This window comes from Stenotrophomonas muris (assembly GCF_052751275.1).
On record NZ_CP199879.1, the window covers coordinates 1684918 to 1709915 of the forward strand.

The window sequence follows — 24998 nt, forward strand, 5'->3', positions numbered from 1 at the left end:
CGCATCAACGCGCCAGCAGCGCGCGGGCCAGTTCCAGGTCGCTCTGTTGCTGTGCGGCAGCGCTCTGCTCACGCAGGTGGACCAGCGCGGCCTGCAGGCGGGCGCCACGGATCTGGCCGTCGCTGGCGACGAACGCAGCGGCATCGGCGCGCGCGGCCTGCACTACCTTGTCGTCGCCCGAGCTGCTGCCCGAGGAACCGGAGGAGGCACCGGTCGCCGAACCGGCCGAGGTGCCAGCGAAGCTGGAAGCGAAGCCGGCCAGCGGCAGGGACAGCAGGGCGAGCAGCAGAAGCGGACGGGTCATCGGTTCGAAGCCGGTTGTGAAGGTGCGTGGAGCGTAACGGGTACGTGAAGGATTTGCCCGGCTCAGGCGTCGAACAGCTTGCCGGGATTCAGCCGCGCTTGGGGATCGAACGCGCGTTTGACCGCCTTCATGAGCGCGATCTCGGCGGGGCCGCGGGTGCTGTCCAGGTAGCCCTTCTTGACCAGTCCGATGCCGTGCTCGGCCGAGATGCTGCCATCGAAGCGGGCCAGCACCTGCGCCAGCAGCTTGGTCACGTGCTCGCACTGCGCCACGAAGTCGGCGTCGCTGGTGTCGTCCGGCTTGAGCACGTTGATGTGCAGGTTGCCATCGCCGATATGGCCGAACCAGACCACGTCGAAGTGCGGGTAGGCCTGCCCGATCAGTGCCTGGGTCTCGGCCAGGAACGCCGGCATCGCCGAGATCCGCACCGAGACGTCATTCTTGTAGGGCTTGTAGCGCGCCAGCGACTCGGTGATGCCTTCGCGCAGGCGCCACAGCTGGGCGGCCTGGGCATCGCTGGCACTGATCACACCGTCGCTGACCCAGCCGTTGCCCATGCAGTCCTCGAAGGCCGCCATCGCCGCGGCTTCCTGTGCCTCGTCGTTGGCCGCGAACTCGGTGACGACGTAGTACGGATGCACCTCGTCGAACGGTGCCTGCGCGCCATGCGCCAGCACGTGCTCCAGCGCCCGGTCGGTGAAGAATTCGAAGGCCTGCAGCTGCAGGCGCGCGCGGAACGCGGCGAACACCTGCATCAGCACCTCGAAGCTGGGCACGGCCAGCAGCATCACGTTGCTGGCTGGCGGCGGATCGGTGAGTTTCACTGTCGCCTCGACGATCACGCCCAACGTGCCTTCCGAACCGATCAGCAGCTGGCGGAAGTCATAGCCGCTGGAGTTCTTGATCAGGCCCTTGTTGAGTTCCAGCAGTTCGCCGCTGGCGGTAACCACCTTCAGCCCGGCGATCCACTCGCGGGTATTGCCATAGCGGATCACGCGGATGCCGCCGGCATTGGTGGCGATGTTGCCGCCGATCGTGCACGACCCGCGCGCAGCGAAGTCCACCGGGTAGATCAGGTCGTGGTCCAGCGCGGCGTTGTGCACGGCCTCCAGCGGCATGCCGGCCTGCACCACCAGAGTGCGATCGACCGCGTCGTAGGCCAGTGCCTTGTTCATCCGTTCCAGGCTGAGCACCAGCTCGCCGTTGGCGGCCACCGCGCCACCGGAAAGGCCGGTACGTCCGCCGGACGGCACCACGGCCACGTCCTCGCCCGCACTCCAGCGCATCACCGCCTGTACTTCCTCGACCGTGGCCGGCAGTGCGATCGCCAGCGGCGCTGGCGTCCAGCGCCGGGTCCAGTCGCGCCCGTAATGCTCCAGGTCGGCCGGGTCGGTCTTCAGCTTCAGGCCGGGACAGGCCTGCTGCAGCGAGGCAATGCGGGAATCGGTCATGACGGTCCAACGCGGTGCGTGAAGACGGGCAAGCGTGCCAGCGGTACGCGCCAGCGTCCAGCCCCGCAGCGATACAGATAGCTACGGATGCAACCAATTGCGCACTGCACCATGGGCGCTTCGATCTGGCATAGTGGTCAGCCCCTGTCCCACTGGCCGTGTTGCCCCATGTCGCCGAAGAAGACCTCGTTCCCGAAGCAGGATATCCGCGTGCTGTTGCTGGAGGGGGTCAGCCAGACCGCCGTGGAGGTGTTCAGCGCCGCCGGCTACAGCCAGATCGAGGCGCACACCAAGGCGCTGCCCGAGGACGAACTGAAGGCGCGCATCGCCGAGGCGCACATCGTCGGCATCCGCTCGCGCACCCAGCTCAGCGCCGAGGTGCTGGCCGAGGCCAAGCGCCTGATCGCGGTGGGCTGCTTCTGCATCGGCACCAACCAGGTCGACCTGGACGCAGCCGAGCTGGCCGGCATCCCGGTGTTCAACGCGCCCTACTCCAACACCCGCAGCGTGGCCGAGCTGGTGATCGCCGAGGCGATCATGCTGACCCGCGGCATTCCGCAGAAGAACGCTGAATGCCATCGCGGCGGCTGGTCGAAGTCGGCCAGCGGCAGCCATGAGGTGCGTGGCAAGACCCTGGGCATCATCGGCTATGGCCACATCGGCACCCAGGTCGGCGTGCTGGCCGAATCGCTGGGCATGCAGGTGATCTTCCACGACGTGGAAACCAAGCTGGCGCTGGGCAATGCCCGTGCCGCGGCGAGCCTGGACGATCTGCTGGCCCGCGCCGACATCGTCACCCTGCACGTGCCGGAGACCCCGGCCACGCAGTGGATGATCGGCAGCACCGAGCTGGCGAAGATGCGCAAGGGCGCGCACCTGATCAATGCCGCGCGCGGCACCGTGGTCGACATCGATGCACTGGACGCGGCCCTGGCCAGCGGCCACGTCGGTGGTGCCGCGCTGGACGTGTTCCCGGTCGAACCGAAGGGCAATGGCGATATCTTCGAATCGCCGCTGACCCGCCACGACAACGTGATCCTGACCCCGCACGTGGGCGGCAGCACGCTGGAAGCGCAGGACAACATCGGCGTGGAGGTGGCGGCCAAGCTGGTGCGCTACAGCGACAACGGCAGCACCCTGTCGGCGGTCAATTTCCCGGAAGTGACCCTGCCCGAACACGAAGACAGCCTGCGCCTGCTGCACATCCACCAGAACGTGCCGGGCGTGCTGTCCAGGGTCAACGAGATCTTCTCGCGCCACAACGTCAACATCGACGGCCAGTTCCTGCGCACCGACCCGAAGGTGGGCTACGTGGTGATTGACATCACCGCCAGCGAGGCGCAGGCCGCCGCCGTCCGCGACGAACTGGCCGCGATTCCAGGCACGCTGCGGACGCGCATCCTGTATTGAGCAAGGCGTCGCCGGGCATGCCCCGGCGGATTGCTTCCGGCGTCGCACCATCCACGCATGGCGTGGATCTACTGGCGTTTCGCGCTATCCCGCAGTAGATCCACGCCATGCGTGGATGGAACACCTCAGAACCTTACGGCGTGGAGGTTCTTGTAAAAGTCCCAATGGATCAGAACCCTGTCTTCCATCGACAGGAACAGCGTATCGACGAAATCCAGCTCCTCGGCATGAACCAGCCAGTCCTGCAGGCGGCTGCCCAGCGAAGGTACCGCCCCATCCACCTGGACAACCGTCAACGCAGCCTCGCTTGGCAAGCCAACAGCATCTGCAATGGCGCTCAACTCCTGCGCCAGCCGCTCCCGCCCCACCCCGGGGACCTCCAGGCGCGATGGCACGCGCTCCCAGTCGATGGATGTGATGACTGGCAATGCAGCCTTGATCATCGCAAGGGCAGCATCGTGCTTCGCCTCGCCACAGGCATGAGCCGCAACAAACGCGGCACAGCCGTCCGAGAGCATCAACGTGCCAGCCAGCGGCGCGCCATGCGCTGCATGGATTCATCCGACGCCGGGTCGGCCGCGACCTCGGTTACCGGCCGCCAGGCCAGGTCCAGCGATTCCTCGCTGAGCACGAATGCCTCGCCACCGAGCGCCCGGATCACGAAACGCACGTCGTAGTGCCAGTGTCCCGGCACGTCCTTGCGCTCCGGAATCCAGTGCTTGTCCAGATCGAAGATGGCCGGGTCTTCCAGCACCAGGCCGCTCAGGCCCGACTCCTCCTCGGCTTCCTTCAGCGCCACCCGGGCCAGGTCACGGTCGCCGTCGGCGTGGCCGCCCAGCTGCAGCCAGCGCTGCAGCTTGCGGTGGTGGGTGAGCAGCAGGCGCTGGCCATCGGCGCTGACCAGCCAGCAGCTGGCGGTGAAGTGGCCGGCCAAGCGCTCGCGGCGGAACGGATCTTCCGGATCATCCAGCAATGTGCCGAATTCGGCAGCCAGGGCGTCGTGGGCGGGTTCGCGGCGCGCGTAGTCCCGGAGCAGGCCGCGCAGGCGATCGTCAAGCGCGGCAAGGGTTTCGGCGGTCTGGCTCATGAATGGGGGCGGTTCGGAAAAATACTGCTCATTATCGCCGTTCATTGTTGCGATTGCGCTTGTGCGTTGGCTTCAGCTTTGGCTAAGGTACAGCGGGCCGTTCGCACGGCCTTCACCATCAAGGCAGCCGGCAACGTATCGGCCGCCCACCCCATCCGATCACTAGGAAGTACTGCATGCTGAAAGCTCTGTTGAGGGTCAAGCCGGTCGAGCCGGCCGGGCACGTCGATGCCGGCGAACCCATCGAAGGCAGCCTGGACGGCGAAGCCACGTTGAAACGGACCCTCACGGCTAAACACCTCATCCTGCTGGGCGTGGGTGCGGTGATCGGCGCAGGCATCTTCGTGCTGACCGGCCAGGCCGCAGCCAACCACGCGGGCCCGGCGGTGATGCTGTCGTTCGTGCTGGCCGGTTTCGCCTGTGCGCTGGCAGGCCTGTGCTATGCCGAGTTCGCGGCGATGATGCCGGTCTCCGGCAGTGCCTACTCCTATTCCTACGCCACCCTCGGCGAAGGCATGGCCTGGTTCATCGGCTGGTGCCTGGTGCTGGAGTACCTGTTCGCCTCGGCCTCGGTCGCGGTGGGCTGGTCGGCCTACCTGATCAGCTTCATCACCACCACGCTGCACATGCCCTTCCCGGACATGCTCAGCGCCGCGCCCATCGCCTGGACCGGCAGCGAGTTCGTCTCCTCCGGCAAGCTGTTCAACCTGCCGGCGGTGCTGATCGTGGCGGCGGTATCCGGCCTGCTGTACGTGGGCGTGACCCAGTCGGCGTTCGTCAACGCGATCATCGTGGCGATCAAGGTCACCGTCATCTGCTTGTTCATCGGCATCGGCGCGGCCCACATCGACCCGGCCAACTGGCACCCGTTCATTCCGGAAAACACCGGCGTGCCGGGTGAGTTCGGCTGGAGCGGTATCTTCCGCGCCGCCACCATCGTGTTCTTCGCGTACATCGGCTTCGATGCGGTCTCCACCGCTGCTGGCGAGACCAAGGACCCGCAACGCAACATGCCGATCGGCCTGCTCGGCTCGCTGGCCGTGTGCACGATCGTCTACATCATCGTCTGTGCGGTGCTGACCGGCATGATGCCGTACCACCTGCTGGGCACCGACAAGCCGGTGGCGACCGCGCTGGAGCCCTACCCGACCCTGTCCTGGCTGAAGACGTTCGTGGAAGTCGGCGCCATCGCCGGCCTGTCCTCGGTGGTGCTGGTGATGATGATGGGCCAGACCCGCATCGCCTACACCATCTCCCGCGACGGCCTGCTGCCGAAGTTCTTCGGCAAGGTCCACGCCCGCTTCCGCACCCCGTACGTCGCCACCATCGTGGTCGGCGTGATCGCCGCCGCGCTGGCCGGCCTGGTGCCGCTGAACGTGCTGGGCGAGCTGGTCTCGATGGGCACCCTGCTGGCCTTCGCCACGGTCTGCATCGGCGTGCTGGTGCTGCGCTATTCCAAGCCGGACCTGCACCGCCCGTTCCGCGTGCCGATGGTCTGGATCATCTGCCCGCTCGGCGCGGCCACCTGCCTGTTCCTGTTCTGGCAGGCGTTCGTGGTGCATTGGCACCTGTTCGTTGGCTGGACGCTGCTCGGCCTGCTGATTTACCTGGGCTACGGCATCCGCAACAGCAAGCTCGCCAAGTCGCCCTGATCCGCCTTCGGGCCGGCCTCGCGCCGGCCCGTCCGTTTTCCCGCGCGCCGCCCATGGCGCGCTTCGACAAGACCACCACACATGTTCAAGCAACTGTGGGCCACCAAGCATCCGCATGCCGCCCATGAAGACGCCAACGGCCTGAGCCTGCGTCGCCACCTTGGCCCCTGGGGGCTGACCGCCCTGGGCATCGGCGCGGTGATCGGCGGCGGCATCTTCGTCATCACCGGCCAGGCCGCCGCCAACCACGCCGGCCCGGCGATCATGCTGTCCTTCGTGCTGGCCGCCATCTGCTGCGCCTTCTGCGCGCTGGCCTATGCCGAATTCGCCTCGATGGTGCCGGTCTCCGGCAGCGCCTACACCTACACCTACGCCACCTTCGGCGAGCTCTCGGCCTGGTTCATCGGCTGGATGCTGGTGCTCGAGTACGGCGTCTCCGCCTCGGCGGTGGCGGTCAGCTGGACCGGTTATTTCCTCAGCCTGCTCAGCCAGTTCGACATCCATCTACCGGCGGCACTGGTCAGCGCGCCACTGGACGCGCAGCTGCGCCCCACCGGCGCGATCGCCAACCTGCCCGCCGCCGCACTGGTGCTGCTGCTGACCTGGCTGTGCTACGTCGGCATCAGCAAGTCCTCGGCGATGAACATGGCGATGGTCGTGCTCAAGACCGGCCTGATCGTGCTGGTCATCGTGGTCGGCTGGAAATACGTGGACACCAGCAACTGGACCCCGTTCATTCCGGCCAATGAAGGCCCGGGCAAGTACGGCATGGAAGGCGTGCTGCGTGGCGCGGCGATGGTGTTCTTCGCCTACATCGGTTTCGAGGCGGTATCGGTGGCGGCGCAGGAATCGAAGAACCCGCAGCGTGACATGCCGATCGGCATGATGCTGTCGCTGGTGATCTGCACCGTGTTGTATATCGCAATGGCCGCAGTGATGACTGGCCTGGTGCCGTTCCAGCTGCTGGGCACCGACGAGCCGGTGGTGACTGCCGTGGCCGCGCACCCACAGCTGGGCTGGCTGCGCTGGGTGGTCGAGGTCGGTGCGCTGGTCGGCCTGTCTTCGGTGGTGCTGGTGATGATCATCGGCCAGCCGCGCATCTTCATGATCATGGGCCGCGACGGCCTGCTGCCACCGGTGTTCACCAGGATCCACCCGAAGTACCGCACCCCGCACATCAACACCGTGATCACCGGCATCGGCATCGCGCTGCTGGCGGCGCTGTTCCCGCTGGACATCCTGGGCGAGCTGACCTCAATGGGCACGCTGATCGCGTTCGCCGCAGTCTGTGCCGGCGTGCTGATCCTGCGCCGCACCCAGCCGGACCTGCCGCGCCCGTTCCGCATGCCGATGGCGTGGCTGATCTGCAGCCTGGGCGTGCTGAGCTGCCTGGCGCTGCTGTCGGCGATGACGATGCACAACTGGATGCTGATGGGGGTATGGACGTTCGTCGGCTTCGTGATCTATTTCTGCTACGGGTTCCGGCACAGCCGCCTGCGGGGTCAGTAAGGGGTTTTTGTATTGCAGGGCCTGCGGCCCTGCACCCGCCTTTGAAGCCGGAGCGACGGCAAGAGCTGGGCTGAGGGTTTGGCGGGGAGGGGGGAGATTGCGGGGGACGCTGCAAGTACATCCCTGTAAGCTCGGTCGCCGCATCCATGCGGCTCACGCCCCCGCAACCTCCCCCCTCCCCGCCTCCGACAGTCTCCTGGCACGTCCGGTAGATCCACGCCATGCGTGGATGAATTGCGTCTGAGAGATGAATTCTCTCCGGTCGATGAATCCCCTGTAGAGCCGAGCCATGCTCGGCTCCGAGCAAGCCCAGCGCCGCGACCCGCTTTTCGCTTTTCCTTCTTCACTCCGTGGCTGGCCGCACGCCGGAACCTGTCCGAGGCGGGTGGGTGGGCCGTGCAGGGGCGTTGGCGCCATGTATGGCGCCATCGAGCTTACAGGGACGTACTTGCAGCGTCCCCTGCACGGCCCACCCGCCCCGCCCGCCCATGAACCGCTCTACACGACCCGCCACGAGGGGCTCAGCCGTTGGCCGAATCCAGTAAAATCGCCGGCATGAACGCCCCCACCTTCCCGTACGACACCGCGCGCCTGAGCGAACTGGCCCAGCTGCTGATCGACAACGTCCGCGAACTGGCGCACGCCGGCTGGACCCCGGCCACCAGCAGCAATTTCTCCCACCGCCTGGATGACCGCCACGCCGCGATCACCGTGTCCGGCAAGGACAAGGGCCGGCTGATCGAGGACGACATCATGGTGGTGGACTTCGACGGCCTGGCCGTCGGTCGCCCGCTGCGCCCGTCCGCCGAGACCCTGCTGCACACCCGGCTGTACCGCCGCTTCCCGGAAATCGGCTGTGTGCTGCATACGCATTCGCCGGTGCAGACCATCGCTTCGCGCCTGTACGCGCCGCAGGGCCATATCCGCCTGGAAGGCTACGAGCTGCTGAAGGCCTTCGCCGGCAACAGCACCCATGAAATGGCCATCGACGTGCCGGTGTTCGCCAACACCCAGGACATGAACGTGCTCTCGGCGCAGGTCGACGACCTGCTCGACCGGCAGAACCTGTGGGGTTACCTGATCGACGGCCACGGCCTGTATGCCTGGGGCCGTGACATGGCCGAGGCGCGCCGGCACCTGGAAGCCTTCGAATTCCTGTTCCACTGCGAGCTCGAGCTGCGCAAGCTGCGCGGCTGAGCCCGCGCGCAGGTGCAGATGCCGATCCGGAATCTGCGCCTCGCCCCCACCCTGCTACCCTGTCTTCCCCCCGAGACGTTCAAGCTGCCGCCATGAGCCGACTGCGCATCTACGACGACACCCGCCCCGAATCGCCGCTGCTGGACACCCAGGACGGCGCGGTCATCGCTGCCGAGCTGCAGAAGATCGGCGTCACCTTCGAGCGCTGGCAGGCCACCGCGCCAGTCGCGCCGGGCGCCAGCCAGGAGGAAGTGTTCGCCGCCTACCGTGCGGACATCGACCGCCTGGTCGCCGAGCGCGGCTTCAAGAGCGTGGACGTGGCCTCGATCGCCCCGGACAACCCGAACCGCGCCGAGCTGCGCAAGAAGTTCCTCGACGAGCACTTCCACAAGGAAGACGAGGTGCGCTTCTTCGTCGCAGGCTCGGGCCTGTTCACCCTGCACGTGGGTGACAAGGTCTATGAGATCGAGTGCGTGAAGGACGACCTGATCGCCGTGCCCGATGGCACCACCCACTGGTTCGACATGGGCGATGAACCGAGCTTCGTGGCGATCCGCTTCTTCACCGAGCCGGACGGCTGGGTGGGTCATTTCACCGGCACCGACATCGCGCAGAAGTTCCCCCGTTACGTACCTACCCAGGCGTCCTGATCCATGCAGCCCCGCGTCATCCTGACCGACATCGAAGGCACCACCAGCAGCATCTCGTTCGTCAAGAACGTGCTGTTCCCCTATGCCCGCAAGGCCTTGCCCGCGTTCGTCGCCGAACATGGCCAGCAGCCGGAGGTCCGCCGCTGGCTGGACGCGGTGGCTACCGAGATCGGCGGCGCCTGCCAGGACAGCCTGGTGGCCGAGACGCTGCAGGGCTGGATTGACCAGGACCGCAAGCACACCGCACTGAAGGCGCTGCAGGGCCTGATCTGGGATGAGGGCTACCGTCGCGGCGACTACACCGCGCACTTCTACCCGGAAGTGGCACCGGTGCTGAAGGGCTGGCATGCCTCCGGCCTGCCGCTGTACGTGTACTCCTCCGGCTCGGTGCCGGCACAGAAGCTGTTCTTCGGCTTCAGCGATGCCGGTGACCTCAGCCCGCTGGTGTCGGGCTGGTTCGATACCGAGATGGGTGGCAAGCGTGAGGCCGACAGCTACCGCCGCATCGTGCAGGCCATTGGCGTGCCGGCCGGCGAGATCCTGTTCCTGTCCGATGTGGTCGAAGAACTGGATGCTGCCCGCGAAGCCGGCCTGCAGACCCGGCTGATCGATCGCCTGGATGACTACCCGATGCCGCGTACCGGCCAGTCCGCCAACGGCCACGAGCGGGTCGAGAACTTCCAGCAGATCCAGCTGTAAGCAGGAAAATGGGGACGGAGGGGATTAAGTCGTTTGTGGCCCATGTGTGCCACAAACGACTTAATCCCCTCCGTCCCCTTTTTTGCTCAACGGTCGTTGAGGGTCTTCACCCTCAGCGCCTCGCGCAGGGTAACCAGATCCACCGGGCCGCGCACCGCGATATCGCGGGTTTCGCCCGGCAGCAGATCCAGCAGGTTTTCTTCGACCTGCACGTCCAGCGCGCCGAAGTCGATCCACGCCGCGCGCACGTACGCCGCGCTTTCCAGCCGCAGTCGATAGTGGTCGCCTTCGATGGACAAGGTGGCCTTGAGCTTCTGCCGCGGCAATACCTGGTCCTTGGCTTCGACGAATCCGACCACCTGCCGTGCGCTCACCGCCCCGTTCTGCAGCAGCTCAAACACCGCCACCGTGCGCTTCGGATCGGCACCGGCCAGCAACTCGGCATCGCGAAAATCACCGATCGAGGTGACGCCCGACGCCGCCAGCGTCACCGCATCCTCGCGACGGCGCAGCACCTTCCCTTCCACGTCCATCACCCGCAGCCGCCAACGTGCATCCAGCGCCGCACCGTCATTGATCAGGCGTACCCGCGTGCTGCCCTCATCGCGCAGCGCGGCTACCGTGACCGGCGCGAAGAAGCGCCGCGCGGCGAAGTGCAGCGCCTTCCAGCGGCCGAAGTAATCCACGCTGGACCACGAGGCGCCTGGCCAGACATCGTTGAGCTGCCAGTACAGCGAACCCATCGTGTATGGCCGGGAGGCGCGATGATGCAGCGCCGCCAGTGCAATGCCATCGGCCTGCATGACCTGGCTGAGGTAGACGAAGTCCTCGAAGTCCTTCGGCGTGCCATAGCCCTGTTCGATGTAGTGCAGCAGGCGGCTGTTGCCCTCGCCGGCCATGAATTTCTGGTGCGCGCGGATCACCGGGCTGTCGATGCGCTGTTCGGCGCGGGTGGCGATCTGGTCCACCGTCGCCACCGACGGCCACGCCTGCAGCCCGTACTCGGACATGAAGCGCGGCGTCTCACGCAGGTAGGCCTGCACCGGCAGCGCCGGATTGCCCCAGACCTGCCAGTAGTGCTTGTCGCCGCGGGTGGAATCGTTGGCCTTCTCGTCCAGATCGTTGCTGGGCGAACTGGACCAGTACGGTACGCCCAGTCCTTCCTCGCCCACCACCTGGCGCAGGTCGTTGCCGAACAGGTCGACATAGCCCTGCCAGACCTTCGCCGCAAATGCCGGGTCGGCCGCCTTCAGGTCGCGGCCGTGACCCCAGTCCTTCCAGGCGGTTTCTTCCTCGTTGTTGCCACACCACAGCACGATGCTGGGGTGATGGCGCAGCCTGCGCACGTTGTCGCGCGCCTCGGCCACCACGCTGGCACGGAAGGCCGGATCGTAGCCCGGCTGCATGCCGCCGCCGAACATGAAGTCCTGCCAGACCAGCAGGCCCAGTTCGTCGGCGATGTCGAAGAACGCGTCGTCCTCGTAGTAGCCACCGCCCCAATTGCGCAGCATGTTCATGTTGGCGTCGCGCGCGGCGGTCAGCACCTGGCGCAGACGTGCTGCGTCGACGCGTGCGGGGAAGGCATCGAACGGAATGACGTTGGCGCCCTTGGCGAAGATCGGCACGCCGTTGATGACGAAGGCGAAGCCCTGCCCGCCCTTGCCGTCCTCTTCGCGGCGCAGTTCGACCGTGCGCAGGCCGATGCGCTGCTCGCGCACCAGCGTTGCGTCGGCACCGCCATCCAAGCGCGCCTGCACGGTATAGCGATCCTGCGCACCATGGCCGACCGGCCACCACCGCTTCGGTTCCGCCAGTTCAATCGGTAGTTCAACACTGTTCTGCCCGGGCTTCAGCAGTACGGTGCGCTGCTGCTGGGCCACGCTGCGACCCTGCGGATCGAGGACTTCCACATTGACGACCGCAGAACCGGTGGCGCTGCCCTGCTCCACCTGCAGCAGCACCGCCAGCTTCGCCTGCTCCGCGCTCAATGCATCGGTGCGCACGGCAAGACTGGTCAGGCGGTGCGTATCCCAGGCCTGCAGGTCGACCCCGCGCCAGACCCCGGCGGTGACATAACGCGGGCCCCAGTCCCAACCGAAGTGGTAGGCCGGCTTGCGCGCGAAGTTTCCGACCATCGCGTCCTTCGGCTCATCGCCATACGGCGACGGGTAGTTGCCAGCGATCCTGTGTGGCATCGCCTGTACGCCCGGAAGCAGCGTGCGGATCGGTGAGCGGAACACGATCTGCAGTTCATTGCCCCTGGCGCGCAGATGCCCTTCCACGCGCGCGCGCCAGGTCCGGTGCGCGTTGTCCGCGCGCAGCAGCGGCTTGCCGTTGAGGCTGACTTCGGCATAAGTGTCCAGCCCGTCGAAGCGCAGTTCGGCATGGGGCTTGGCCAGCATCGCCGCGTCCACGTCGAAGCGCGCGCGGTACTCCCAGGCCGCCAGGCCGATCCATTGCAGCTCCGCTTCGGGCGCACCCACGTACGGGTCGCGGATCAGCGCATGCGCCAGCAGGTCGGTGTGCACGCTGCCCGGCACCGTTGCCGCACGCCATTGCTGCAGGCCTGGGTGGGCGGCGCCCTGCGCGTCGCCGGGCAGCATGCGGAACTCCCACTGTGCCTGCAGAGGCGCTGCAATTGCCGGGAAGGCCGACGTTGCGACCAGCAGCAGGAGCAGACGGACAACGAGGGAAAGACGATGCACGCGGAGCTCCTGTTTTTCCGCCGGGCGTGGCCCGGCGCTACTGATTCCGATTCATCATGCGTATGGCGACACGCGCCTCAACGCACCACGTTCAACACTTCGTAGCACGCGCCCATGGTGTGGTAATCCACCTTGCCGGCCGGGCTCTTCTCGTCGCTGTACTTGCGGTTGTCGGCATCGAGGATGCGGAACCAGGCGCCGAACTGATGGTCGACGAAGTGTTCCCACGAATACGCCCAGATGCGTTCGTACCACTGCCAGTAGCGGTCATCGCCGGTGCGCTTGGCCATCAGTGCGGCGGTCGCCAGCGTTTCGGCCTGCACCCAGAAGTACTTGTCGTCGTCGCAGACGAAGCTGTCGCCACCGATCGGCGCGCCATCCATGCCCGGCTGCCGGCGCGATTCCGGTGCGAAGCCGTAGTACAGGCCACCTCGCGCTTCGTCCCAGCTGCGCGCCACGGCCACGTCGAACAGGTGCTGCGCGGTCGGCACCAGCCAGTCGGCCTGCACGTGGCGATCGAGGATCAGCAGCAGCTTGGCCCACTCGGTCTGGTGCCCCGGTTGGAAGCCCCACGGGCGGAACAGGTGCTTGGGGTCGTCCAGGTTGTAGTCCCAGTCGATCTCCCAGTTCTCATCGTAGTGTTCCCAGACCAGCCCGCCGGCCTTGGCCGCCTGGCGGCGGGTCATGTTGTCGGCCAGCTGCAGCGCGCGCTCCACATAGCGCTGCTCGCCACTGGCCTCGAACGCGGCCAGCATCGCCTCGCACATGTGCATGTTGGCGTTCTGTCCACGGTAGCCGGTGAAGTTCCACTGGCCGTCCGCTTCATCCTTGTAGAGCCCGTGCTGCGGCTCCCAGAAGCGCGCTTCCAGCAGCTGCCAGGTCTCGTCCATCCACGCGCGCGCCTGCTCGATACCTGCCTTCAGCGCGCAGCTGTAGGCCAGCAGCACGAAGGCCACGCCGTAGCAGTGGTTCATGTCGTCCTCGACCTTGCCATCACGCAGGGTCCAGGCGTAGCCGCCGGTGGCGGGGTTGCGGTGCACCTCGCGCAGGTAGCGCACGCCGTGCTCGACCGCGTCGCGGTACTCGGCATTGCCGAACTCGCGGTAGGCCATCGCGTAGTTGAAGACGAAACGGGTGCTGCTCACCAGGTGGCGATGGCTGGCATCGTAGATGCTGCCGTCATCACGGAAGTAGTGGAAAAAGCCACCATTGGGATCGATGCAGCGCGGGTGGTAGAACGCCATGGTGTCGGCGATGTGCGCGCGCAGGAACGCGGGCGAACGGAAATCGGGCGAGGTGCTCATGCGGTAATGTCCTGTGCCTGCAGCAGCTGCTGCACTTCATCGAGCGAGGGCATCGCGGCGAACGCGCCCTTGCGGGTAACAGCCAGCGCGCCGACCGCAGCGCCGAAGCGCAGCGTGGCGGTGATCGCCTCGGGGTCCTGGCAGAAGGCGGTAAAACCGGCACCGGCCCCGCCGCGCTCCAGCAGGCCGACCAGCACGCCGCCGACGAAGGCATCACCGGCCGCCGTGGTGTCGACCGTGGCCACGCGGAAGCTGGTGACCGTGCCGTGGTTGTCGCGGGTGTACCAGTGCAGCGTGGCTGCACCATCGGTGACGATCACCCAGCGCGCCTGCGCGGCCAGCAGGCGCCGCAGCACCGCCGCCTCGCCATCGGCGCCCAGCGGCGCGGCCAGGTAGTCCAGCTCCTCGCGCGACAGCTTGACCAGGTCGGCGCGTTCCAGCGCCTGCCACAGGCGCGGCGTCGGGTCCTCGTTCGCCGGCCACAGGGCAGGACGCAGGTTGAGGTCCAGGCTGACCACCGCACCAGCAGCGCGGGCACGGTCCATGCCGGCAAAGGTCGCCTCGGCGATGGCCGGCTCGGTCAGGCTGTTGGAACAGACGTGGAAGCATTGCGCGCTGTCGAGGCACGCCGCCTGGAAGTCGCTGTCACGGAACAGCAGGTCAGCCGCCGGCGGGCGGTAGAAACTGAAGCTGCGCTCGCCATTGGCATCCAGGGCCACGAAGGCCAGTGCGGTCTTGGCCGCGTCGGTGCGCACGATGTAATCGGTACCCACGCCGTGCTCGACCAGGCTGTCGGCCAGGAAGTCGCCGAACATGTCACGGCCCAGCATGCCGACGAACTGGGTCTTCGCACCCAGCCGCGCAGCCGCCACCGCGACGTTGGCCGGCGCCCCACCGGCGTACTGCAGGAACGCACGCGGGGTGTCGGCCGAGGCCGGCGGCTGTGCTAGTAGATCGATCAAAATTTCGCCGAAGCAAACGATGGCACCCATTCCGGACTCAGCCTCCCTGCGTTGCGGAGGCCGGCGTACGCGCACCGACCAGTCCGTAGAAAATGATGTAGCCGTAGCACAGCAGCGGCAGGATGAAGCTGGCCTGCACGCCGATGTGGTCGGCCAGCACGCCCTGCAGGTACGGCACCACGGCACCGCCGACGATGGCCATGATCAGCAGGCTGGACCCCTTGTTGGTCAGCGGGCCGAGGCGCTCGATGCTCAGCGCGAAGATGGTCGGGAACATGATCGAGTTGAACAGGCCGATGGCCACCACCGAGTACAGCGCGACGTTGCCGGAGCTCAGCATGGTGGTGACCAGCAGCGCCACGTTGACCAGCGCGAAGATCGCCAGCAGACGGCTGGGCGAGAAGCGCGCCAGCAGCGCCGAACCGGCGAAGCGGCCGATCATCGCCATCGTCCAGTAGGCAGACACGTAATGCGTGGCCTGCTGCTCGCTGAAGCCACCGATGTTCGGCATCGACAGGTAGTTGACCAGGAAGCTGCCAATCGACACTTCGGCGCCGACGTAGAAGAAGATGCCCAGCACGCCCAGCAGCAGGTGGCGCTTGCGCAGCGCATCCAGGTAGCTGTGGTGGTGGCCCTGGTCGGCCTGCTCGGTGGCGTCGCTCAGCGCCGGAAGGCGGAACAGGAATACGAACAGCGCCAGCAGCACCAGCGCCACCGCCAGGCCCACGTACGGACCCTGCACAGCCTGCGCCTCGGCGGCACGGTAGGCCAGCTGCTCGGCGGCCGGCAGCGCCGCGATGTCGTCAGCGCTCTTGACCGTGTTGGACAGGATCAGCATGCCGCCGAAGATCGGGGCGATGGCCGTGCCCAGCGAGTTCAGCGCCTGCGCCAGGGTCAGGCGGCTGGAGCTGGTCTGCTCCGGGCCCAGCAGCGCGACATAGGGGTTGGCGGCCACCTGCAGCACGGTAATGCCGGTGGCCAGCACGAACAGTGCGCCGAGGAAGGCGCCATAGACGCGCAGTTCGGCCGCCGGCCAGAAGCCCAGCGCGCCGATGCCGGCGATCACCAGGCCGGCGACGATGCCTTTCTTGTAGCCCAGCGCCGCCACCAACCGCCCCGCCGGCAGCGACATCAGGAAATAGGTGCCGAAGAAGGTGAACTGCACCAGCATCGCCTTGGCGTAGTTCAGTTCGAACACCGCCTTCAGGTGCGGGATCAGGATGTCATTGAGGCAGGTCAGGAAGCCCCACATGAAGAAGATCGTGGTGACGACAGCCAACGCCTTGCCGTTGGTGACGGCGGGTGCGTTGCCCGAGGAACCCGATGGACGGGGCGTTGCGGAAATCGGCATGCGGTACGCGCCTCGATGCGCGGAAGGTCGTTGTTGCGTGGAAGGGGTGTATGAAAGGAATCAGTTCGGTCGCGCAGCACTGCTTTCGCGGATGCGCAGCTGCACCGGCGCGACCGTGCGCCGTGGCGGCGCATCCGGTTCGTCCAGCCGTTGCAGCAGCAGCGCGGCCGCTTGCCGGCCACGCTCGCGCGGGTCGGCAGTGAGCGTGGTCAACGGTGGCACCGCCACCGCAGCCTCGGAAATGTCATCGAAACCAGTAACGGCAAAGTCGCCACCGGGACGGATGCCACGCGAGTTCAAGCCCAGCATCAGGCCCAGCGCGACGGTGTCGTTGTAGCAGACCGCCGCACTCGGACGATGGCCATCGGCAAACAGTTCATCGGTGCGCGCTGCTGCTTCCAGGCGGTTCGGCGCCGACTCGATCATCCAACCCGGCGGCAGCGACAGCCCGGCCTCGGCCAGCGCCTGCTGGAAACCGGCGCGGCGCTGGTGGCAGGAACTGGATGCGGCGTGGCCGCCGAAGAAGGCGATCTGGCGATGGCCGCGCTCGATCAGGTGGCGCGTGGCCAGATAGGCGCCGTGCTGGTTGTCCAGGGTCAGGAAGTCCCAGTCAGCCCCGGCCAGTTCGCGGTTGAACAGCAGCACGTTGGCATTGGCGCCCAGCGCCTGCCGCAACTGCGCGGTGTCGCTGCCCTCGGCAGGCGACAGGATCAGGCCGGCCGGGGTGTGCTCCATCAGCGTGGACAGCACGGCCTGCTGGCGCTCTGGCGATTCCCCGGTGCTGCCCAGCAACGTCACGTAACCGCGCCCGCCCAGCGCCTCGTCCACGCCTGACGCGAATTCGGCGAAGAACGGGTTGGACAGGTCGTTGATCACCAGCGCGATGCTCGACGAGGTGCGCCGGCGCAGGTTGGCCGCCGCGCGGTTGTAGACATAGCGCTGGCGGCGCAGCTCGGCCTCGACCTTGGCGCGGGTATCGACATTGACCAGCGGGCTGCCGCGCAGCACCAGCGACACGGTTGCCCGTGACACGCCGATCGCACGCGCGATGTCGGTCACCGTCACCGCCTTGCCGGCGCGCTTGCTGGGACTGCTGCCGTTGTCGTTCATCGTCTTCCCGGACTCCGCTGGAAGCTCAAGCCTAATGGATCAGGGCCGTGTCGTGCCGTGCCGTTCGCTGGGTCACCGCGAACGGCACAGTCCGGCTCAGCGCAGCTGGCTGCCCGGTGCCGCGCACCAGGATACCGGCAGATCCTTCACCGCCGTGCCCCAGCCCTGCTCCGGCACCTTCGCATCCAGCGCAAAGCGCACGCGCGGGCCCTGCTGCAGGCGGTTCCAGTCCAGCCACACCGGTGCATGCGCCTGGCCATCGACCTGCACGCCCTGCACATACTGCAGGCGGCGGCCATCGGCGCCCGGCGCGTCGATGCGCAGGGTGCGGCCATTGCCCATGTCCACTTCCACCTTGCTGAAGCGCGGGGTGTGCAGCAGGAACTGGCCGCTGCCCGGCACCGCCGGGTACACGCCGATGGCACTGAACAGGTACCAGGCCGACATCGTGCCGAGGTCATCGTTGCCGGTCACACCGTTGGGGGCATTGGTGAACAGCTGCTGCGCCGCACGCACCACGGCCGCGGTCTTCCACGGCTGGCCGATCAGCGTGTACAGCCACGGCGAGTGCAGGTCCGGCTCGTTGTTCGGGTTGTAGCGGAACTGGTTGTAGTAGCTGTACGGCCCGACCACCCACGCCTTGCGGGCGGCATTGAGCGGATCGGCCTGCAGCGCGTCCATCGCGAAGAACGCATCGAGGCGGCGGCCCGCCTGCTCGCGGCCGTCCATCGCTTCGACCAGGCCCGGCACGTCCTGCTGCGCCAGCCACTGGTACTGCCACGCCGTGCCCTCGTGGAAACCGTGGTGCGAACGCGGGCTGTAATGGCCGTCGGACGGGGTGTACCACTGGCCGTCCTCGGTACGCGGGCGCGGGAACCCGGTGAAGCCGGTCTCGGCGTCGCGCACCTGCGGGTCCCACACCTTGCGCCAGTTGCGGCCGCGCTCGCGCAGCGTCGCCGCATCCTGGGCATGGCCCAGGCCGTCGGCCATCTGCGAGAGCGCGCAGTCGGCCAGCGCGTACTCCAGCGTGGCCGAACCACCGTGGTGCGGATCGACGTCCATGCCCTTGGACGGGAATGCACGGTCATAGGCCACGTAGCCCTTGTCCAGGTAGGTCGGGTTGCCGGAGCGGCCGGCCATGCGCGAATTCAGCGGCGGCGTGCCGAAGGCATTGCGGCGCAGCGCATCCCACGCCTGCGATTCACGGCCCTTGAGTGCACCGAACCGCCACAGGTCGACCATGAACGGGGTGACCGGATCGCCGGTCATGATGTTGGTTTCGAAGTTGGCATAGCCCCAGCGCGGCAGCCAACCGCCCTGCTCATCGATCGCCAGCAGGGTGCGGCCGATGTCGCGCGCCACGTCCGGGCGGGTCAGTGCCAGCCACTGGTTCTGCGCGCGGTAGGTATCCCACAGCGAGAAGTACTCGTAATAGGTCCAGCCTTCGGCACGGTGGATGCCATCGTCATAGCCGCGGTAGCGGCCATCGGCATCGTTGCCGGTCATCGGCTGCAGCAGCGCGTGGTAGACCGCGCTGTAGAACACGGTGCGGTCATCGGCGGTGCCGCCCTGCACGCGTACACGGCCAAGCTGCTCACGCCAGGCCTGCTGCGACAGCGCGCGCATGCGGTCGAAACCGAGCAGCGACCCACCCTGCATGCCCTCGGCACGCAGGTTGGTGCGCGCGCCTTCGGCATCCACGTGCGAGATCGCGCTGACCGCCGTCACCGACTGGCCCTTGGCCAGGTCGAAGCTGAGCCAGGCACCGTTCGGCTTCTGCTCGCCTTCCATGCTGTGGCGCGCGCCCGGCAGGCCGCCGCCCTCACCCCAGGTGCCATGCGCCTTGAACGGACGGTCGAACTCGATGCGGAACCAGGTGGTGTACTGATGGCCGCCGCAGAAACTCTTGGTGACCAGCTTGCCCTCGACCACGCGGTCGCCGACCACATCGACCACGCTGCCGATCACCGAATGGCGCTCGTTGGCCTGGCCGACATTGACCAGCACGTGGCCATCGCCACTGCGCTGGCTGAAGGTGTAGCGCTCGGCCGCAGCACGGGTACGCGCGGTCGCCTCGGCATCGATGCCGCCGTAGCTGGTCAGCCGCACCTTGTAGTAGCCGGCCTGGCCGACCTCGCCATCGTGGGTGTAGGACGCGGCGTAGGCCTTGTGGTCGAACTGCCTGGCGTTGCCGGTATCGAAATCGCCGCCCGGACCGATCGAGCCCGTGACCGGCAGCACCGACACCTGGCCGCCCTGTTCCCAGCAGCCGGCACCGGAGATGAAGGAGTGGCCGAAGCCACGGATCTTCTCGTCGTCATAGCGCCAACCCGAATAGTGGCTGCCGATCGGGCTGACCTGGATCAGGCCGAACGGTGCCGACGCACCCGGGAACGTGTTGCCGTCGTCCTTGCTGCCGATGAAGGTGTTGACCTCGCGCTCCAGCGCTGCCGGCGCGGCCTGCAGCAGCATCGGCGCCGCCGACAGCGCAAGCAGGCAGGCCAGGCGCGCCAGCGGGCGCGAGGATGATGGGACGGCGGGAGCGGACGGCACTGGACGCATGTCGGGTTCCTGTAGTCGATGACGCAGAGACAGACGGCCCGGGCCTTCCGGCACCGTTCCGCTGAGCTCTGCCTGGACCGGCAGAAGGCTCCCCCTGGAATGACGCCCGACCCACGTGACCGTGGATTTAGATCGATTCAAGTAGAGCATGCAGGTTCAGCCGAATGCATTCTGCGGCGCAGCATGAGGGTGTATTCGGCACGGCTGCGCCCTGCACCCGCGGTAGTGCCGGCCGCTGGCCGGCAACCTCAGAAGCAACAGCCGAAGCAACAGCAAAAGCCGGCGATCCGTGGAATGGCGGGGTGGGTCCGGTTGCGAGGGACGCCGTAAACCCATCCCTGGGGGCTTGGCCGCGGCATCCATGCCGCGGACACCCCCGCAACCGGACCCACCCCGCCTTCGACAGATTTCCGCGATCTGTGGATGGATCCACGCCATGCGTGGATGAATCTCTGTCAGATATCGAAATCAATCCAGGGTCAGATCCGTTTTCCAACGGGAAACGGATCTGACCCCATGACCCCATGTCGCTCCAGGATCAATCCAACCGTCACCGGGAAACTGTCAATGGCGCCATCGAGCCCCCATGGAAGGGTTTACGGCGTGTCCTGCCGGTCCACACCGCACCGCCAAACCCAGACAACCCAGAGCCGCTTTGGCTTTGGCTCTTGGCGGCCAGCGGCCGGCACTACCCGCAGGTGCAGGGCGCAGCCCTGCCGCCCCCCTCCCTGCGCACGAAAACGATTTCACTGATTTCAGCAAACCGTCATCCCTACGCCACGCCAGTACCATATTGCGGAGCAGCATGCGCCCAAGGGCGACCCATGCTAAAAATCGCCCGCCCATCGCTTAGATCGATCCAAGACGACGCTGCGATGGCCGGGAGTTGGGGGAGCAGCAACAGGACGTACACCAGGCCACGCGTGCGGTGCTACTGCCACTGCATGGCGACAGCGACAAATTCACTTCAAATTAGATCGATTCAAGTTGTCCGTGCCACGTCACCGGATCAATCCAGGAGAGAGGGAGAGATGGGAATGAAGCATTCAACACGTACGCACGGCCAGGACGCATTGTCGCTGGCCATCGCGCTGGCCCTGGCTGCCGCCGTCATTCCGGCAGGCGCCGCCGCGCAGCAGGCCACGACCACCGGCTCGCAGGACGCCACGACTCTGGACAGCGTCCAGGTCACCGGCTACCGCTATGCCATTGAAAAGAGCCTTGAGCAGAAGCGCGATGCCAACGCCGTGGTCGAAGTGATCACCGCCGAAGACGTCGGCAAGTTCCCCGACAAGAACGTGGCCGACGCACTGCAGCGCGTGCCCGGCGTGGTCATCACCCGCAGCGGTGGCGAAGGCAAGAGCGTCAGCGTGCGCGGCCTTGCACCGGACCTGACCCTGACCCAGTTGAACGGCAACTTCGTCGCCTCCTCGGAAACCAACAACGAAGCCACCCGTTCCTTCAACTACACCCTGCTGCCGTCGAACATGCTGTCCAGCGCCGAGCTGTTCAAGTCGCCGGAAGCACGCATCGACGAAGGCGGCATCGGCGGCACGGTCATCCTGCATACCCGCCGTCCGCTCGACATGGAATCCAACTCCGGCTACGTGAACCTGGAGGGCACCACCTCCGACACCAGCCACGACGTCGATCCGCAGGTGTCGGCGCTGTATTCCTGGCACAGCAAGGACGAGCGCTTCGGCGTGCTGGTCGGCGTGACCCAGCAGAAACGCACTACCCGCACCATGGAGGCCAGCACCGAGGACTACCAGTGGTACGGCAACGGCACCACCGCCCGCGATGCCAACGGCAACCTGCTGGAGCAGGATGGCATCCACTACTGGTGGGGCGAGTCCGGTTTCAACAACCAGACCGGCAAGAACTACAGTGAGTTCTTCATGCCGACCTCGGTGAACTTCGCGGTGAAGGAAGAGAAGCGCGAACGCAAGGGCGGGCAGCTGACCTTCCAGTTCAAGCCGGTCGACAACGTCACGATGACGGCCAACTACTTCCGCTTCGAGCTGCAGGGTGACTACACCCAGAACATGCTGAAGGTGCCGGAGTGGAACCTGGCCCGCTACAACCAGGACGGCAACTGGGCCGGCGGCCGCCTGCTCAATGGCCTGGACTTCGATCCGAGCGGCAGCATCGTCACCGGCGCGCAGTACCAGAAGCTGGCCGGTAAGACCTACTACTGCAGCGAGGATGAAGCGGCTGCCGCCGGCCTCAAGCCCGGTGGCTGGGGCCCGGACGACTGCACCATCCCCACCCCGCAGCTCACCGGCGGCTACAGCAAGGAAAAGGCACTGTCGCAGACCGCGGACCTGACCATTGACTGGGACATCAGCCCCCTCTGGAAAGCCTCGTTCACCGGCGGCCGCACCTGGTCCGAAGGTGGTCCGTCGATGAACTTCCGCATGTCGGCCAAGCCGCGCCGCAAGGTGGGCAACCAGTGGCAGTCCGGCAACCAGTACACCGCGTGGGACCTCACCGGCACGCCGTCGGTGCAGTTCTCTCCCGACCTGCAGCAGCAGCTGATGGCCGGCGTCGCCGAAGTCGATACCGGTTCCACCGACTCGTCGTGGATGCAGACCGGAGTCAAGCAGAACTACTTCCAGGCAGACGTCACCAAGCTGTTCGAGGCCGGCTGGCTGGACTCGATCCAGTTCGGTGCCAAGTACCGCGACGGCAAGGTCCACCGCAACACCGGCAACACCTACTGGGTGTGCCCGGGCCTGGACCCGTCCGACTATGACAACAACCGTTACCAGGCCGGTTGCGATCCGACCGCTGGCAACGCGCAGCCGGGCTTCTTCCTGTCCAACCCGATCAGCAACATCACCGGCGCCTTCAACGCCAATGTGTTCCCGGGCATCAACTACCCGGCCTACATCGATTACCTGAACAAGACCTACGGCGGCTCGCACAACCGCACCGAAGAAGACTTCGTCTACGACGTCAACGAGAAGATCTACTCCGGCTACTTCCAGGCCAACTTCCGCACCGAGCGCGTGCGCGGCAACGTCGGCGTGCGCGTGGTGCGCACCAAGCAGTTCGCCCAGTCCAGCGACTCGGTCGAGCGCTTCAACGACTACTTCGTCGACAACGCCAGCGGCGCGCCGATGAGCTGCGATGATCCGGCCGCCGATCCGAACCTGCGCTGCCAGGGTGGCTTCGTCCGCCTGCCCGACGCCCAGGTGCGCGACAAGGTGTACGCCCTGTCGTCGCTGGAGAAGACCTATACCGACGTGCTGCCGAGCTTCAACATTGCCTGGGACATCACCGACAACTTGGTGCTGCGCGGTGCGGCGTCGAAGGTGGTCGCGCGCCCGAGCTACACCAGCATCGCCTATCCCGGTGGCCTGCGTTACATCAGCGAGGAGTACGCCAACGATCGCCGTGTCACCGGCGGCACCGACACGCCCGGCTGGTACGGCTCGGGCAGCAACAAGGCGCTGGAGCCGTTCAAGGCGGTCCAGTTCGACCTGGGCCTGGAGTGGTACTTCCAGCCGGGCGCGGTCGCAGGTGTTTCGCTGTTCCGCAAGAACGTGGACAACTTCACCGTGCCGGTGGTGCGCGACCAGCAGATGAACGTCGGCGGGCAGTCGGTCACCGTGCAGAAGTACGAGACCCAGGCCAACGGCCGCGATGGCGTTTCGCAGGGCGTGGAGCTGTATGGCCAGTACACCTTCGACTTCGGTCTGGGCGTGCAGGCCAACTACACCTACAACGACACCAACCTGGCCTCGATCGTGCTGGACGGCGAGGAAATCGGCTCATCGCCGCTGGTCGGCAGCGCCAAGAACCAGGCCAACGTCACCGTGTTCTACGAGAACGACAAGTTCCTGGCGCGTGCCTCGTACAACCGTCGCGGTGAAGTGGTCGGCGGGCTGAACAATGGCATGACCACCTACACCAAGCCGTACAGCCAGCTTGACCTGAACGTGGCCTACAACCTGACCCCGGACTGGACGGTGACGGCTGCCGTGCTGAACGCCACCAAGTCCGAGCTGCGCAGCTACATCGGCAACGACAGCCAGGCCCGCCTGCTGTCCAACCTGTACGCCGGTCGCCAGTTGTACTTCGGCGTGAACTGGAAGTTCTAAGCCCGCACCGGGTTGGCCGGGCACGTCCCGGTGCAACCCATGCCCTGCCCTGGCGGGGACGTTCCTCCACGGCAGCCGCGCTGGTACAGGTGGCTGCCGTTTTTTTTGTCCGCGCCTTGTTCGTCGTTAAGCCCGACGCTTGACCCTGCCATCGTTGGAAGGTGCACACTGGTCCCATCCCAAGAGCAGCGAAGGAGCTACAGATGGAATTCCATGTCGACGGCATGACCTGCGGCGGCTGCGCGCGCAGCGTGACCCGTGCGATCCAGCAGATCGATCCCAACGCCAGCGTGGTGGCCGATCCGCCGACCGGGCTGGTCAAGGTGCAGACCACCGCGTCGCAGGAACAGGTGTTCGCCGCGGTGAACGATGCCGGCTTCCCGCCTCGCACTGCCTGATTCCCTGAACTGCATCCAGAACCAAGCCCGCCCCGTGCACTGTCACAGGGCGGGCTTTTCAGTGCACGCGATATCGATTCATTGCTTCTGTGCGCGTCGCCGCACCGCGCCGGTCTTGGCGGCGACGACCGGCACCGGGGCATCATGGTCTTCGCCCAACCGCTCCAGGATCGGGCATTCCGGGCGCTCGTCACCCGCGCAGCAGCTGATCAGCGACTTCAACGTGTCGGCCATCTGCCGCATGTGCTCGATGCGTTGCTCCAGGTCGGCAATGTGCTGTTCGGCCAGGTGCTTGACGTCGGCGCTGTGCCGCGAGGTGTCGTTCCACAGGCCCAGCAGATCGGTGATCTCGGCAACCTGGAAGCCGAGATCGCGCGCGCGGCGGATGAAGCGCAGGCGGTGGATGTCCGCCTGCGAGTACGCCCGGTAGCCCGACTCGGTGCGATCAGCCGCAGGAATCAGGCCGATCTGTTCGTAGTAGCGGATCATTTTCGCCGACACGCTGGAGGCCTTGGCGGCTTCACCGATATTCATGCGGTTC

At 66.5% G+C, this 24998-nt stretch carries 19 protein-coding genes; 8 read left to right on the forward strand and 11 right to left on the reverse strand.

Annotated elements, in window-relative coordinates; genetic code table 11:
• Positions 1–4 precede the first annotated feature (4 nt).
• Both ACUVWL_RS07610 and ACUVWL_RS07615 read right to left on the reverse strand, forming a co-directional pair.
• Entirely contained in the window at positions 5–304 is a 300-nt protein-coding gene (locus tag ACUVWL_RS07610; RefSeq protein WP_126412056.1) for a DUF2388 domain-containing protein, read from the reverse strand.
• Positions 305–366: 62 nt separating this feature from the next.
• Complete coding sequence (locus tag ACUVWL_RS07615) at positions 367–1755, reverse strand: FAD-binding oxidoreductase (protein WP_445979000.1); 1389 nt, start codon at positions 1753–1755, stop codon at positions 367–369.
• A 168-nt stretch (positions 1756–1923) separates the two neighbouring features.
• Between ACUVWL_RS07615 and serA the strand changes: the two genes are divergently transcribed.
• Positions 1924–3165 carry a phosphoglycerate dehydrogenase gene (gene serA / locus ACUVWL_RS07620; protein ID WP_005416356.1) on the forward strand — a complete coding sequence of 414 codons (1242 nt, stop codon included), beginning with the start codon at positions 1924–1926 and terminating at the stop codon, positions 3163–3165.
• A gap of 125 nt (positions 3166–3290) precedes the next feature.
• Here the strand turns inward: serA and ACUVWL_RS07625 are convergent, their stop codons facing one another.
• Together ACUVWL_RS07625 and ACUVWL_RS07630 are read right to left on the reverse strand one after the other, a co-directional pair.
• The gene (locus ACUVWL_RS07625) at positions 3291–3683 is read right to left on the reverse strand and encodes a hypothetical protein (protein ID WP_053495366.1); all 393 of its coding nucleotides are present in this window, start codon (positions 3681–3683) and stop codon (positions 3291–3293) included.
• Positions 3683–4297 carry an NUDIX hydrolase gene (locus ACUVWL_RS07630; protein WP_197606707.1) on the reverse strand — a complete coding sequence of 205 codons (615 nt, stop codon included), beginning with the start codon at positions 4295–4297 and terminating at the stop codon, positions 3683–3685. Before ACUVWL_RS07630 ends, ACUVWL_RS07625 begins: the two co-directional genes overlap by 1 nt.
• Before the next feature lie 131 nt (positions 4298–4428).
• Between ACUVWL_RS07630 and ACUVWL_RS07635 the strand changes: the two genes are divergently transcribed.
• The 5 genes from ACUVWL_RS07635 to mtnC all read left to right on the forward strand — a co-directional run bounded on the left by ACUVWL_RS07635 (position 4429) and on the right by mtnC (position 9959).
• Entirely contained in the window at positions 4429–5904 is a 1476-nt protein-coding gene (locus ACUVWL_RS07635) for an amino acid permease (protein WP_014646972.1), read from the forward strand.
• Between the two features lie 81 nt (positions 5905–5985).
• Positions 5986–7413, forward strand: coding sequence for an amino acid permease (locus ACUVWL_RS07640; RefSeq protein WP_014646971.1), 1428 nt, complete (start codon positions 5986–5988; stop codon positions 7411–7413).
• Positions 7414–7968: 555 nt separating this feature from the next.
• Positions 7969–8610 (forward strand): methylthioribulose 1-phosphate dehydratase, encoded by a 642-nt coding sequence (locus ACUVWL_RS07645; protein WP_445979001.1) that lies wholly within the window; start codon positions 7969–7971, stop codon positions 8608–8610.
• A gap of 92 nt (positions 8611–8702) precedes the next feature.
• The gene (locus tag ACUVWL_RS07650; protein ID WP_005409451.1) at positions 8703–9260 is read left to right on the forward strand and encodes a 1,2-dihydroxy-3-keto-5-methylthiopentene dioxygenase; all 558 of its coding nucleotides are present in this window, start codon (positions 8703–8705) and stop codon (positions 9258–9260) included.
• Positions 9261–9263: 3 nt separating this feature from the next.
• Entirely contained in the window at positions 9264–9959 is a 696-nt protein-coding gene (gene mtnC / locus ACUVWL_RS07655; protein WP_014646969.1) for an acireductone synthase, read from the forward strand.
• An 86-nt stretch (positions 9960–10045) separates the two neighbouring features.
• On the opposite strand, the gene ACUVWL_RS07660 is transcribed toward mtnC, so the two are convergent.
• The 6 genes from ACUVWL_RS07660 to ACUVWL_RS07685 form a co-directional block, all read right to left on the reverse strand.
• Positions 10046–12664 (reverse strand): beta-mannosidase, encoded by a 2619-nt coding sequence (locus tag ACUVWL_RS07660; protein WP_445979002.1) that lies wholly within the window; start codon positions 12662–12664, stop codon positions 10046–10048.
• Between the two features lie 77 nt (positions 12665–12741).
• Positions 12742–13968 carry an AGE family epimerase/isomerase gene (locus ACUVWL_RS07665; protein WP_014646967.1) on the reverse strand — a complete coding sequence of 409 codons (1227 nt, stop codon included), beginning with the start codon at positions 13966–13968 and terminating at the stop codon, positions 12742–12744.
• The gene (locus ACUVWL_RS07670) at positions 13965–14960 is read right to left on the reverse strand and encodes a carbohydrate kinase family protein (protein WP_049441047.1); all 996 of its coding nucleotides are present in this window, start codon (positions 14958–14960) and stop codon (positions 13965–13967) included. The genes ACUVWL_RS07665 and ACUVWL_RS07670 overlap by 4 nt, the downstream gene beginning before the upstream one ends.
• 7 nt (positions 14961–14967) lie before the next feature.
• Positions 14968–16281 (reverse strand): L-fucose:H+ symporter permease, encoded by a 1314-nt coding sequence (gene fucP, locus ACUVWL_RS07675; RefSeq protein WP_032957977.1) that lies wholly within the window; start codon positions 16279–16281, stop codon positions 14968–14970.
• A 60-nt stretch (positions 16282–16341) separates the two neighbouring features.
• On the reverse strand, positions 16342–17391 hold the full coding sequence (locus ACUVWL_RS07680) for a LacI family DNA-binding transcriptional regulator (protein WP_014646964.1): 1050 nt from the start codon (positions 17389–17391) through the stop codon (positions 16342–16344).
• Between the two features lie 96 nt (positions 17392–17487).
• The gene (locus ACUVWL_RS07685; RefSeq protein WP_075077211.1) at positions 17488–19953 is read right to left on the reverse strand and encodes a GH92 family glycosyl hydrolase; all 2466 of its coding nucleotides are present in this window, start codon (positions 19951–19953) and stop codon (positions 17488–17490) included.
• A 1031-nt stretch (positions 19954–20984) separates the two neighbouring features.
• Here ACUVWL_RS07685 and ACUVWL_RS07690 point away from each other — a divergent pair.
• Complete coding sequence (locus ACUVWL_RS07690; protein WP_445979003.1) at positions 20985–24059, forward strand: TonB-dependent receptor; 3075 nt, start codon at positions 20985–20987, stop codon at positions 24057–24059.
• Between the two features lie 203 nt (positions 24060–24262).
• Positions 24263–24457 carry a heavy-metal-associated domain-containing protein gene (locus ACUVWL_RS07695; protein WP_008267227.1) on the forward strand — a complete coding sequence of 65 codons (195 nt, stop codon included), beginning with the start codon at positions 24263–24265 and terminating at the stop codon, positions 24455–24457.
• Between the two features lie 78 nt (positions 24458–24535).
• Here ACUVWL_RS07695 and cueR read toward each other — a convergent pair whose 3' ends face one another.
• Positions 24536–24991 carry a Cu(I)-responsive transcriptional regulator gene (gene cueR, locus ACUVWL_RS07700; protein WP_134808815.1) on the reverse strand — a complete coding sequence of 152 codons (456 nt, stop codon included), beginning with the start codon at positions 24989–24991 and terminating at the stop codon, positions 24536–24538.
• Positions 24992–24998: the final 7 nt, after the last annotated feature.

Excerpts from the sequence above, each read along its gene's own strand:
- ACUVWL_RS07610 (WP_126412056.1), bottom strand. The coding sequence starts at position 304 with ATGACCCGTCCGCTTCTGCTGCTCGCCCTGCTGTCCCTGCCGCTGGCC.
- ACUVWL_RS07615 (WP_445979000.1), bottom strand. The coding sequence starts at position 1,755 with ATGACCGATTCCCGCATTGCCTCGCTGCAGCAGGCCTGTCCCGGCCTG.
- serA (WP_005416356.1), top strand. The coding sequence starts at position 1,924 with ATGTCGCCGAAGAAGACCTCGTTCCCGAAGCAGGATATCCGCGTGCTG.
- ACUVWL_RS07625 (WP_053495366.1), bottom strand. The coding sequence starts at position 3,683 with ATGCTCTCGGACGGCTGTGCCGCGTTTGTTGCGGCTCATGCCTGTGGC.
- ACUVWL_RS07630 (WP_197606707.1), bottom strand. The coding sequence starts at position 4,297 with ATGAACGGCGATAATGAGCAGTATTTTTCCGAACCGCCCCCATTCATG.
- ACUVWL_RS07635 (WP_014646972.1), top strand. The coding sequence starts at position 4,429 with ATGCTGAAAGCTCTGTTGAGGGTCAAGCCGGTCGAGCCGGCCGGGCAC.
- ACUVWL_RS07640 (WP_014646971.1), top strand. The coding sequence starts at position 5,986 with ATGTTCAAGCAACTGTGGGCCACCAAGCATCCGCATGCCGCCCATGAA.
- ACUVWL_RS07645 (WP_445979001.1), top strand. The coding sequence starts at position 7,969 with ATGAACGCCCCCACCTTCCCGTACGACACCGCGCGCCTGAGCGAACTG.
- ACUVWL_RS07650 (WP_005409451.1), top strand. The coding sequence starts at position 8,703 with ATGAGCCGACTGCGCATCTACGACGACACCCGCCCCGAATCGCCGCTG.
- mtnC (WP_014646969.1), top strand. The coding sequence starts at position 9,264 with ATGCAGCCCCGCGTCATCCTGACCGACATCGAAGGCACCACCAGCAGC.
- ACUVWL_RS07665 (WP_014646967.1), bottom strand. The coding sequence starts at position 13,968 with ATGAGCACCTCGCCCGATTTCCGTTCGCCCGCGTTCCTGCGCGCGCAC.
- ACUVWL_RS07670 (WP_049441047.1), bottom strand. The coding sequence starts at position 14,960 with ATGGGTGCCATCGTTTGCTTCGGCGAAATTTTGATCGATCTACTAGCA.
- fucP (WP_032957977.1), bottom strand. The coding sequence starts at position 16,281 with ATGCCGATTTCCGCAACGCCCCGTCCATCGGGTTCCTCGGGCAACGCA.
- ACUVWL_RS07680 (WP_014646964.1), bottom strand. The coding sequence starts at position 17,391 with ATGAACGACAACGGCAGCAGTCCCAGCAAGCGCGCCGGCAAGGCGGTG.
- ACUVWL_RS07685 (WP_075077211.1), bottom strand. The coding sequence starts at position 19,953 with ATGCGTCCAGTGCCGTCCGCTCCCGCCGTCCCATCATCCTCGCGCCCG.
- ACUVWL_RS07690 (WP_445979003.1), top strand. The coding sequence starts at position 20,985 with ATGGGAATGAAGCATTCAACACGTACGCACGGCCAGGACGCATTGTCG.
- ACUVWL_RS07695 (WP_008267227.1), top strand. The coding sequence starts at position 24,263 with ATGGAATTCCATGTCGACGGCATGACCTGCGGCGGCTGCGCGCGCAGC.
- cueR (WP_134808815.1), bottom strand. The coding sequence starts at position 24,991 with ATGAATATCGGTGAAGCCGCCAAGGCCTCCAGCGTGTCGGCGAAAATG.